Origin of the sequence: Paenibacillus glucanolyticus NBRC 15330 (genome assembly GCF_004000885.1) — a bacterium.
GTDB lineage: Bacteria > Bacillota > Bacilli > Paenibacillales > Paenibacillaceae > Paenibacillus_AQ > Paenibacillus_AQ glucanolyticus.
Genome location: NZ_BIMC01000033.1, coordinates 23,846 through 33,104 on the forward strand (window position 1 = coordinate 23,846; position 9,259 = coordinate 33,104).

The window sequence follows — 9,259 nt, forward strand, 5'->3', positions numbered from 1 at the left end:
TGCCCTAACTAACCGCATGTCGGGCCTATAAAATACACAAAAGGCTGCTCTTCACATTGCATGACAAGCAGCCGTATGACGTTCTTATCGATCCTTACAGTATAACCTTTCCATTCTAGAAAAAAACCGTAGGCAGTTTCTCCTACGGCTTCTCATTTATTCAAAAAAGACAAGCAGAACAGGCAATCCCCTTCCGTGCGCAGATGTCCATAATAGACATTGCAAATGTGGAAGCCTTCATGATACAGCCGGGCCAGGTTATCATATCCCTCACCGACCACATCTTCTCCATGTTCCTCATCCTTCACATGAGGCTGAGGTTGTATAGCAACTGGGTTTTCAAATTCTGCCGGATTGACTTCCCTCTTTAATATTTTCCGGAGCTGTTCATTTTCAAGACTGAGGCGATGGTTCTCTTCCAGCAGTTCCTTGATGACCAGCTTAAGTCCACCCAGTTCACTGTGTATATGTCCCATCTGTGTTTCCAACTCTTGAATGAGCACAAAAATGTTTTTCTTCTCCAAGTCTACACCCCGAAAATAAACATTCTATTGGACTACTTGATGACAACGTCATCCATCGGAAGTTCCTTAACCTTTCCAATTTCAAACAGCTGAACATGAACCGTCCGCTTATCCGCATTAAGTCCGACTACTTTGCCTTCTCCCAGCGAAGTAACGACAAGCTTTCCAGCGGATGGAAGCTCTTCTTTCACGCTTTCATAATTATCATGCTCAAATTTCAGGCAGCACATCAATCTTCCGCATAGCCCGGAAATTTTAGTCGGATTGAGCGATAGGCTTTGATCCTTTGCCATCTTGATCGATACCGGCTCAAAATCACCAAGCCATGAGGAACAGCACAGTACGCGTCCACAGGGTCCAAGACCGCCGAGCATTTTGGCTTCGTCACGAACTCCGATTTGGCGAAGCTCAATTCGAGTTCGGAATATACTGGCCAGATCCTTAACCAGCTCACGGAAATCCACACGGCCTTCGGCGGTGAAGTAGAAAATGATTTTGTTGCGATCAAATGTGAATTCCACATCGACCAGCTTCATTTTCAGCTCGTGATCCCGAATTTTATTTAAACAGGTGGTGAATGCATCTTTCGCGGCTTGCTTGTTCTCTTCAACCACACGGGCATCGGAATCACCAGCGATGCGAATGACCTTCTTCAGTGGAAGAACAACGTCCGATTCACCAACCTCCTTCTTTCCTATCACAACTTGACCATACTCTATACCTCTCGCGGTTTCCACAATGACGGATTGTTCCTTCTCCACGGGCAGATCGAGCGGATCGAAGTAATATATTTTGCCCGCTTTCTTAAAGCGGACACCTACTACACTGTACAAAAATAAACCCCCTTGTGCCTGTACATATTGGCCATTCTTCGGGCCTGGGGGTGTGCTCACGCCGGAGTGTTACCGCCCAAACCCATCAACAACTGCTCTAAACTGAGCTGTCCATTGACATTATAGCGTAACTTCTTCTGACACTCTGCGGCCAAATCCATGTATGACACCCACTGTGCTGTGCTGCGGGCTGACGCATGACCAGAGATATACTCCGCCTGATCTATGAAAACGAGAGACTCTTTCCTTCCATACTGGACATGGATCATGTCCTTAAACCATAAATGAAACATGCTGAACAATAGGTCCAGATGATCAGAGAGTTCCGTTTTGAACACTTTTTGACTCGCTGTAATCATAGCTGAGCCACTTCGGTTCAAAGACTCCTTCCCTAATTGTAACACTACGTTTCTAATTTCTGCAAACCAATTCTCATTCAATATTTTCCTGCACTCATCAATTCCTGATGCAAGATGAACTGCGCAGCGCACAAGTGCAGCAGGATAACCTTCACCTACCAGGACCTTCTCCATCATCTGTGGATCCAGTGCCCGGAACGGCACTTGCTGGGATCTGGACTGAATGGTGGGCAAAAGTGCCTGTCCATTCTCGGCTATCAGGATAGCTACCGCCGGCGACTGCGGCTCCTCCAAAAATTTAAGCAGACTGTTGGCTGCCTGCGTTGTCATTTTCTCCGCCCGGTCAATAATATAGACCTTCGGATTGCGGTTCTCCGAGCGATAGGAAAATATGCGCTGCAGATCCCGAATCTGATCGATCTTGATGCTGGCCCCATCCGGCTCGACCATCGTAAGGTCAGGATGATTGCCATGGTCCACCTTGCGGCATTCCAAACAATGCCCGCAGGCGTCATCTTCAAGTTCCGTACAAAACAATGCCTTGGCGAACGTAAGCGCCGTCTGCATCTGCCCGGCACCGTTAGGACCGCTGAACAGATAAGCATGACTAACTGCATGGCGGCGCAAGGCATTTTGCAGCAATTGCTTCGCAGTCTCTTGACCTACGATATCATTAAAAGACATAAGTCCTCACTTTCTACCGATCCTCATGCACTTCATCGCTGTAACACCTCATGGATCGCTTTAAGCTTCCTTACAATTAAAATACAAGATTGATCAGCATGCCGCGAATTTCTCCAACCTTGTTCAGCAAATCAATTCTCCCCTGCTCCGTATCAAGCAGATCATCTGCCATAGCCAGCAGCGCAGAATCAACCTCATCTATGACATTATATCGCTTGCCGCGCCCCCGACGGTCCCAACCGCGCGTTTCCTTCATCTTCACACCGCGCCGAACCGTTTCCTCAAGGAAGCGCCGAACCATCATTTTATAAGCCTTCAGCTCCCGAACGGTCATGACTTTGGCCAATCGGTCCCCTTGGAGTGCAATTTCACGCATTTGACGATTCAGTTCCTCATGGGTTGCACGTTCCCCCTGCTGCTGCATCATATCGGAGAACGATCGCTGCTGAATCGGTCTGGCGTTGCCATCCGGCACCGTGATTTCACTTTTCATGGGCCGAAAGCCCGGATTAATCTTCACCCTGATCCACCGCCTCTTGCGTAATTCTAGCATCTTAATAAAACGGAGGCATCCGGTACGTTCATAAATCGAACAACCTATGCCTCACGTGAACGTACCTTGAAATGGTTTTCTTGTCAAGCGATTTACCGGCAATCATCCGATACATTCAACACTTTATTTGGAGTTCATCTACATCATTACCTATTTAAGATCATCTCCCGAGTGCGGCGATCTACGGTAACTATTTTTATTATGATACAGAAGAGGTTCAAAAGATAGTCGATACAGGAGAACACAGCCGTCAAATATCCCAATAAAAACATCCGTTACGTGCTATCGCAGATCCAGAAAATGAATTTAGAAATGCTCGAATCGTTCAACAGGGAGCACAAATACCGTAGCACCACCAACCTGTACTTCGACCGGAAGCGGTAAATAGGAATCTGTAGTACCACTCATTGGGGTTACCGGAGTGACCAGCTGCTCACGAACCTTACAGCTTGTGCGAATGACACTAAGCACGCTTTCAACCTGTGAATCGTCTACCCCAATCATAAAGGTGGTATTTCCCGCCTTCAGGAAGCCGCCTGTGCTGGCAAGTTTCGTTGCCCGAAAATTAGCTTTGACCAATGCGGCAGAGAGACGGTTGCTATCTTTATCCTGTACAATCGCAACAATCAATTTCATGGTAAACCCTCCTTGTTTAATTTGGACATCGTGTGCCCCTATCACTACTTATTTGACAAACAACCTCAAAAATCCTTTAATATCGCGTCTTCCAGGTGACGATTCATTTCCCGTTCGACCTGTGCCGGTGTCTTGGAAGCATCCACGATGCGAATTCGATCCGGATTACGCTCTGCTACCAGCAGATAGCCCTCCCTAACTTTCTCGTGAAATGTCAGGTTCTCCATATCCAGTCGATTCCATTCTCTTTCGGCATTCGCTGCAATCCGTGAAAGGCCAATCTTCGGCTCGATATCAAACAACAACGTCAAATCCGGCATCCGGGTATCGATGGCGAACTGATTGATGCTCCACACCTCTTCCATCCCCAATCCGCGTGCATATCCCTGGTAAACCAGGCTGCTGTCCACGAATCGGTCACAGAGCACGGTCAGTCCCTGCCTTAATGCCGGCTCCACCTTCTCCACAAGATGCTGTCGGCGGGCTGCCGCATATAATAATGCTTCGGTGCGTGCATCCATCGCGGTGTGCTCCGGATCCAGAATAATGGAGCGAATCTTCTCCGCAATCTCAATGCCCCCAGGCTCGCGGGTAATCAGATAAGGGATCGAATGATTCTGCATAAAGGCGGCGAGTCTGCCCATCATGGTCGTTTTACCGGATCCTTCTCCTCCTTCCAGGGTAATAAATAGTGGTCTGCGATTATTCATAAGTATCCTGCTTTCATCTTTTGTTGATCACGGATCTGGAAAGTTATATGTGTCGACTATCGGTATCAGTGTATACTTCGAGTTCCTTGCCTCATAATTCCTTAAAAACGACAATGCTTGCCAGTGTTGGATCCTTGATGCCCTGGCACTTGGCCCCTGCCTCCCTTAATGCCAGCATTCTCTGTGACATCTCCATGGCTATGACCTCGCCCGGATACAGAACCGGAATTCCTGGCGGATAGGGAATCACCATCTCCGCGACCGTTCGTCCGGCGCTGCTCTCTATTGGCACGGACTCCACCCTCTCCCTGTCGATCGGCTTCAGTGAAAAGGGAACCGGAGCTGAATAGGGAGTTTCCCCGGGCAAATTGTTCCACGTGGAAACATTGGGGGTTACATATTCTTCAGTTAACAAGCTAGCATCGACATCGAAATAATCAAGATTTTCTTCCGGACGAAACGCTGGCTGCTCATACCTCGTGAAATCCCCCTGATCCCGCAATTTCCGGATCAGCAATTCCGTACCCTCTGTTTGATCGCCTGGTTCAGTCCCGGTCTTCTCCAATGCCTCCTCCTGCTCTACAATATGCACAAGAGCCCATAAGACGTGATTCGCATCTTCCTGGGTCGACCCTAACGTAAACAATAAGACGACGTGCAACTCGTCGCTCATCTCCGGCACACAGCCGCGCGCCTCTAGTGCGCGCTGGAGTGCATACCCGCTCAGGGACCCGGTGCGGTCATATATGACCGCTTTGAACGGGTCCTGGCGGGTATACGCCGCAGCGGCTGTGCCCGCGGCGTGTTCCCCGGGCTGCGGCGGCTGCAGCAGCCCGAAGCGCGGCAGCTTCGCTAGGCCGCGCCGGAAGGCATCCACGGCGGCAAGGCCAGCCGTGAAGGCGCCTGCGCCCTGCGTGTGCAGCAGGCGCCGCGCCAGGTCCAGCGAAGCCATGAGCGGGTACGAGGGGCTGGAGCTCTGGACCATTGCCAGCCGCTGACGCAGCAGGCTGCGGTCGAGCAGCCCGCCCTGTACGTGCAGCATGGCTCCCATCGTCATCGCGGCTAACATCTTGTGCGTGGATTGAACCACGCCATCCGCGCCGCAGGACAGGGCATTCATCGGCAGCCGGGGATGCTGCCCGTAATGGGCTCCATGCGCCTCATCCACAAGCAGCGGAATTTCATGCCCATGGCATGCCTCTGCTAGCGGCCTCAAGTCGATGCCCATCCCGTAGTAGTTGGGCATCGTTACGACGGCCCCTCTTGCCTCCGGGTAAGCCTCAAGCGCTGCTGCCAGCGTTCCCGCAGAAGGAGCAACAGCCAGACCACTGGACTTGTCCATTTCCGGCTGAAGAAAGACCGCCCTTGCCCCTGCCAGCATTAATCCGTTTAAGACAGACTTATGTACATTCCGTTGTACAAGCACGATATCCCCAGGCTCCCGGCATACCGTTAGGATTAACGCCAGATTGCCGGCAGTACTTCCACCCACGAGGAAAAAGCTCTCCTCGGCTCCAAAACAATCTGCTGCCAGCTCCTGTGCGTCCTGAATGACCCCTTCAGGATGAAACAAATCATCCGTCCCGGTAATTTCCGTCACATCAATACGCATGGCTTCATGCAGCATGTCTGCGCCGTTCCTGTCTGCCTCGTATGCCCTGCCATTCTTGTGACCGGGTACATGAAAAGAGGAAGCCCCCCGATCCCGGTATAACGCCAATGCTTCTGCAAGTGGGGCAAGATCTCTATGTGTAGTCATCGACATATCCCTTCGGATTACATTCTCTAACCTATTTTAACGCAATTTGAAACCTACGCCTACGCCCCAATCCCACTAAACAGCCTGCACAAACAAAAAAAGGCCTTCAATTCAGGCCCATTACACGCGTTTCGCGTCTATGCATTTTTAGGCATGGCAATCTGTTTTAATTGACGGATGAAAAAATGATATTTGGCATCTTCCGCACTGGTATGAACGATTTCCGATTCACATTCCTCGCATACGAATTGCGATACAATGGTGATTCCGTCTGTCTTGGACTGATTGCATATGATACACACGTGTTCGGTCAATTCTTCCATAACCATCCCACCTTGATCCTTTTACTATTAGTATGACACAGTTTCTATTATTTTAAACCTTTTCATAGGATATCTTTCTACGCTTTATTTATATGTACCCCTTGCTGGCCTTGTGTCTGTACCTTTTTTTAACTTAATAAAAATATGATTTTGTCCGATAAAAACATAAAAGACTGTTACTTCTTGTCTATCGAAATTTATCTTATACCTAAGGAGGACGGCACAGCCCAATGGCAGATCCACACGGTCAAGCCACCTTTTATCACTACCGACTCATTAAAAAAATTCAGATTTCCAAAAGCTTGCTCATCCTTTACCTAAGTCTGCCTGTGCTCGCTGCAACTGCGGGGATATTTACGGTATCACCCTATATCCCGCTCTATATGCTAATCGCCTTTCCGCTTATGCTATGGATCCAGTATGTCATCGGGCATACGGTGCTCATTCTGCTCGGAGCAGGCTACCGGAAGCGCTGGCGCTTTCGTCTAAAGCTGCCGTGGCTTGGCTATATACCGGATCAACACGTCAGCTTGCGTGTATTCACTTTGGTACAGTTCTATACCTGCTGGGTAGGGATTGTCTTAAGCGCTATCATGGCTTTCTGGTTACCGATGCCTTTAGCGATTGCGCTAGCATTCTGGCATCTGTGGCTTCTTCTCCCCCGTGGCTATACGATGCTGCGCCTGACTGGTCAGCGTAAGGAAGGCATGTTAAAAATGAACGAACAAGACATCTCTTACTACATGCAATAACACAGTAAGCTGTCTTCCATCTACATGGGTACATATAGTAATCATCCAGTCCATCATTAAAAAACACCTCATTCCGAAGTGGTCAAGACCCCATTTTATAGACATTTTTAAAAAAACCTAGGCGGAAAACTGGCGTCGGTACTCTACCGGCGTCAGTTTTTTTAGTTTTCGTGGGTGGTCATTTCCGGTTATAAAAACAGAATGTATTTCTCAATTTTGTTTTGTGCTTCGGTGACCGTTCGGATATGAAAGGGTAGAGTCCTTCCGTTTTGAGATGCGAGAAGAAGCTCTCCATCGAGCATTGTCATAACAATTTCCTCGTCGAGACATGCTGATTCGGGCGCCAACCTTTGGCTGGCAGCATGTCGTGGTAAGCATGAGACGTGTACTGGAAACCCTGATCGCTATGAACGATCCATCCGGTCACGTCTTTTTGCTTAACAAATGCTTTGCTAATGTGCGGAGCCGAGTTCATTGTCGTCGCGTTCGCCCATGTCGTAAGCCACAATTTCGTTATTAAACAGATCCTTAATGGCTGAAAGGTACACCCAACGCTCTCCAACACGGTACTGAGTAATGTCAGTTACCCATTTCTGAATTTGGTTTTTCCGCAGTGAAATCCCTTTTCAGACGGTTCTCCGATACACGCTCAGCAGCTGCACACGTGCTTCCAAATCGTCTCTTACGGCGAATTCGAGATTGAATGCCGTGTGCTTGCATGAGACGAAGGACCTTCTTGTGGTTCATCCAAATCCCTTGATCTTGCCAAAGAAATAACTGAAGCAGCCGATAGCCATATTTTCCTTCATAACGCTGATAAACTTGAAACACCTGCTTCTTTGCCTTTGCATCACGATCGATTCGTTTGCGCTTTAAATAAGCGTAATAACCACTTCGGGACACACCAAAAACGCGGGAAAGTTTCTGGACATCTCCGTATGCTGCTACCTTTTCCATGATCTGATATCTCTCTTGTTTACTTCCTCCTTCCAGGCGACCAAGCACTTTTTTAGCAACTCATTCTCCCGTTTCAACTTTTGCACATACCGATCCTGACTCCTATATTGCTTCCGACGTCCCCGTCACTCCAGTAGACCGAACTCACCTAGCTCCCTATATATTTTCTCATTCACTTTTTCACACGATCCGAGTCCTGAATCTCCAGGTACTTCGTAATTCGGCGATACGTCCATTTCTCATCGATGTGCAGACGAATAGCTTCCTTTTTCATTGGCAAATTGAATAGGTCTTAAATTTTTGTCCCATAAAAATACACCCCCTAGAATTTCATCGGTTAAACCCCGGGGGTTTTTCCAATGTCTATTCTAAGGGGTGCACTTCAAAGCCGGAAAGGGGTCTTTATTCATTCGCTTTGTTGCTTTCCAATCCTTGTATGACTTGTTTCTTAAACTGAGCAGGAACCGTGATTATGAGAAAATCGTCATGCACCGACAGGTGGACGATATTTTTTCCTTTTTCAAAAACTAATGAAGAACCATTGTCTTCCGTTTCCTTCTGCTTCCATCCCCAGGACACGATTTCATCCAGGTAAGCTTCAGGTATACTATCGTCTTCCTTCAGCCCCGGAAGCGCATAACGTACGTAGTCCAAATCACTATTGCCTGTGGTTTGTTCGGTTTTATTCGCTTCCTTCGGAACCGGGAACGACTTTACATTCGCCGCACCGTCGAAGGACTTCCAGCTTGGTTCTGTGGATGCGCCGCATCCGGATCCGATTAACAAAATCGTACCCGCACATATGATCTCTGCTACACGCAGACTATTTTTACGCAACATGTAATTGTCCTCCTTCCCCCACAATAACCGGTCTCCAGATGAGTATTCGTAGTTGGTTGGTTAATGGAGAACCCTCCAATCAGGCCTTCATTCCTATAGCCTGCGTAAATCGGTAAGCACTTTCCCGATTATGCCTAATTCTATTATACTGATTTTCTGCGTGATATCGGTAACAAAATCTTCATCTGTTTATGTTAATTTTATGACCATGTTATATAACAGTTACGGTTATTGACGACTCAACACAATATCATTCATGAGTCGGACAACCTATTCTCCGTAAAAAGCAAAAATAAAAACCACCATCGATTACATCGACAGTGGTTTTT

Annotated in this window: 12 protein-coding genes; 1 reads left to right on the plus strand and 11 read right to left on the minus strand. The window is 48.1% G+C overall.

Translation table 11 applies throughout. From position 1 onward, the window contains the following. Positions 1 to 152 precede the first annotated feature (152 nt). The 8 genes from yabA to PGL02S_RS27165 all read right to left on the minus strand — a co-directional run bounded on the left by yabA (position 153) and on the right by PGL02S_RS27165 (position 6,381). Positions 153 to 524: a DNA replication initiation control protein YabA gene (gene yabA, locus PGL02S_RS27130; protein WP_006207404.1), complete on the minus strand. Its 372-nt coding sequence runs from the start codon at positions 522 to 524 to the stop codon at positions 153 to 155. A 32-nt stretch (positions 525 to 556) separates the two neighbouring features. Beyond that, the gene (locus PGL02S_RS27135) at positions 557 to 1,357 is read right to left on the minus strand and encodes a PSP1 domain-containing protein (RefSeq protein ID WP_009591910.1); all 801 of its coding nucleotides are present in this window, start codon (positions 1,355 to 1,357) and stop codon (positions 557 to 559) included. 56 nt (positions 1,358 to 1,413) lie between these two features. After that, positions 1,414 to 2,400, minus strand: coding sequence for a DNA polymerase III subunit delta' (gene holB / locus PGL02S_RS27140; protein WP_006207402.1), 987 nt, complete (start codon positions 2,398 to 2,400; stop codon positions 1,414 to 1,416). 76 nt (positions 2,401 to 2,476) lie between these two features. Continuing rightward, positions 2,477 to 2,920, minus strand: coding sequence for a YaaR family protein (locus PGL02S_RS27145; RefSeq protein ID WP_036640989.1), 444 nt, complete (start codon positions 2,918 to 2,920; stop codon positions 2,477 to 2,479). Positions 2,921 to 3,259: 339 nt separating this feature from the next. Beyond that, complete coding sequence (locus PGL02S_RS27150) at positions 3,260 to 3,589, minus strand: cyclic-di-AMP receptor (protein WP_006207400.1); 330 nt, start codon at positions 3,587 to 3,589, stop codon at positions 3,260 to 3,262. 65 nt (positions 3,590 to 3,654) lie between these two features. After that, on the minus strand, positions 3,655 to 4,299 hold the full coding sequence (tmk, locus tag PGL02S_RS27155; protein WP_006207399.1) for a dTMP kinase: 645 nt from the start codon (positions 4,297 to 4,299) through the stop codon (positions 3,655 to 3,657). A 91-nt stretch (positions 4,300 to 4,390) separates the two neighbouring features. Then, positions 4,391 to 6,058, minus strand: coding sequence for an aminotransferase class I/II-fold pyridoxal phosphate-dependent enzyme (locus tag PGL02S_RS27160; RefSeq protein WP_036640990.1), 1,668 nt, complete (start codon positions 6,056 to 6,058; stop codon positions 4,391 to 4,393). 137 nt (positions 6,059 to 6,195) lie between these two features. Beyond that, a complete protein-coding gene (locus PGL02S_RS27165) occupies positions 6,196 to 6,381 on the minus strand; it encodes a sigma factor G inhibitor Gin (RefSeq protein ID WP_006207397.1) in 186 nt (61 codons plus the stop codon). Between the two features lie 230 nt (positions 6,382 to 6,611). Here PGL02S_RS27165 and PGL02S_RS27170 point away from each other — a divergent pair, with 230 nt between their 5' ends. After that, positions 6,612 to 7,133: a hypothetical protein gene (locus PGL02S_RS27170; RefSeq protein ID WP_036640991.1), complete on the plus strand. Its 522-nt coding sequence runs from the start codon at positions 6,612 to 6,614 to the stop codon at positions 7,131 to 7,133. A gap of 452 nt (positions 7,134 to 7,585) precedes the next feature. Here the strand turns inward: PGL02S_RS27170 and PGL02S_RS29175 are convergent, their stop codons facing one another. From PGL02S_RS29175 to PGL02S_RS27180, 3 genes are all read right to left on the minus strand, one after another. Next, positions 7,586 to 7,681 (minus strand): hypothetical protein, encoded by a 96-nt coding sequence (locus PGL02S_RS29175; RefSeq protein WP_327196719.1) that lies wholly within the window; start codon positions 7,679 to 7,681, stop codon positions 7,586 to 7,588. 31 nt (positions 7,682 to 7,712) lie between these two features. Further along, positions 7,713 to 8,090 carry an IS3 family transposase gene (locus PGL02S_RS27175; protein ID WP_107338589.1) on the minus strand — a complete coding sequence of 126 codons (378 nt, stop codon included), beginning with the start codon at positions 8,088 to 8,090 and terminating at the stop codon, positions 7,713 to 7,715. Between the two features lie 402 nt (positions 8,091 to 8,492). Further along, the gene (locus tag PGL02S_RS27180; RefSeq protein ID WP_006207393.1) at positions 8,493 to 8,930 is read right to left on the minus strand and encodes a hypothetical protein; all 438 of its coding nucleotides are present in this window, start codon (positions 8,928 to 8,930) and stop codon (positions 8,493 to 8,495) included. Positions 8,931 to 9,259: the final 329 nt, after the last annotated feature.

Bases quoted from the DNA above. Each gene is read 5' to 3' on its own strand.
- holB (WP_006207402.1), bottom strand. From the start codon at position 2,400: ATGTCTTTTAATGATATCGTAGGTCAAGAGACTGCGAAGCAATTGCTG.
- PGL02S_RS27150 (WP_006207400.1), bottom strand. From the start codon at position 3,589: ATGAAATTGATTGTTGCGATTGTACAGGATAAAGATAGCAACCGTCTC.
- tmk (WP_006207399.1), bottom strand. From the start codon at position 4,299: ATGAATAATCGCAGACCACTATTTATTACCCTGGAAGGAGGAGAAGGA.
- PGL02S_RS27160 (WP_036640990.1), bottom strand. From the start codon at position 6,058: ATGACTACACATAGAGATCTTGCCCCACTTGCAGAAGCATTGGCGTTA.
- PGL02S_RS27165 (WP_006207397.1), bottom strand. From the start codon at position 6,381: ATGGAAGAATTGACCGAACACGTGTGTATCATATGCAATCAGTCCAAG.
- PGL02S_RS27170 (WP_036640991.1), top strand. From the start codon at position 6,612: ATGGCAGATCCACACGGTCAAGCCACCTTTTATCACTACCGACTCATT.
- PGL02S_RS27175 (WP_107338589.1), bottom strand. From the start codon at position 8,090: ATGGAAAAGGTAGCAGCATACGGAGATGTCCAGAAACTTTCCCGCGTT.
- PGL02S_RS27180 (WP_006207393.1), bottom strand. From the start codon at position 8,930: ATGTTGCGTAAAAATAGTCTGCGTGTAGCAGAGATCATATGTGCGGGT.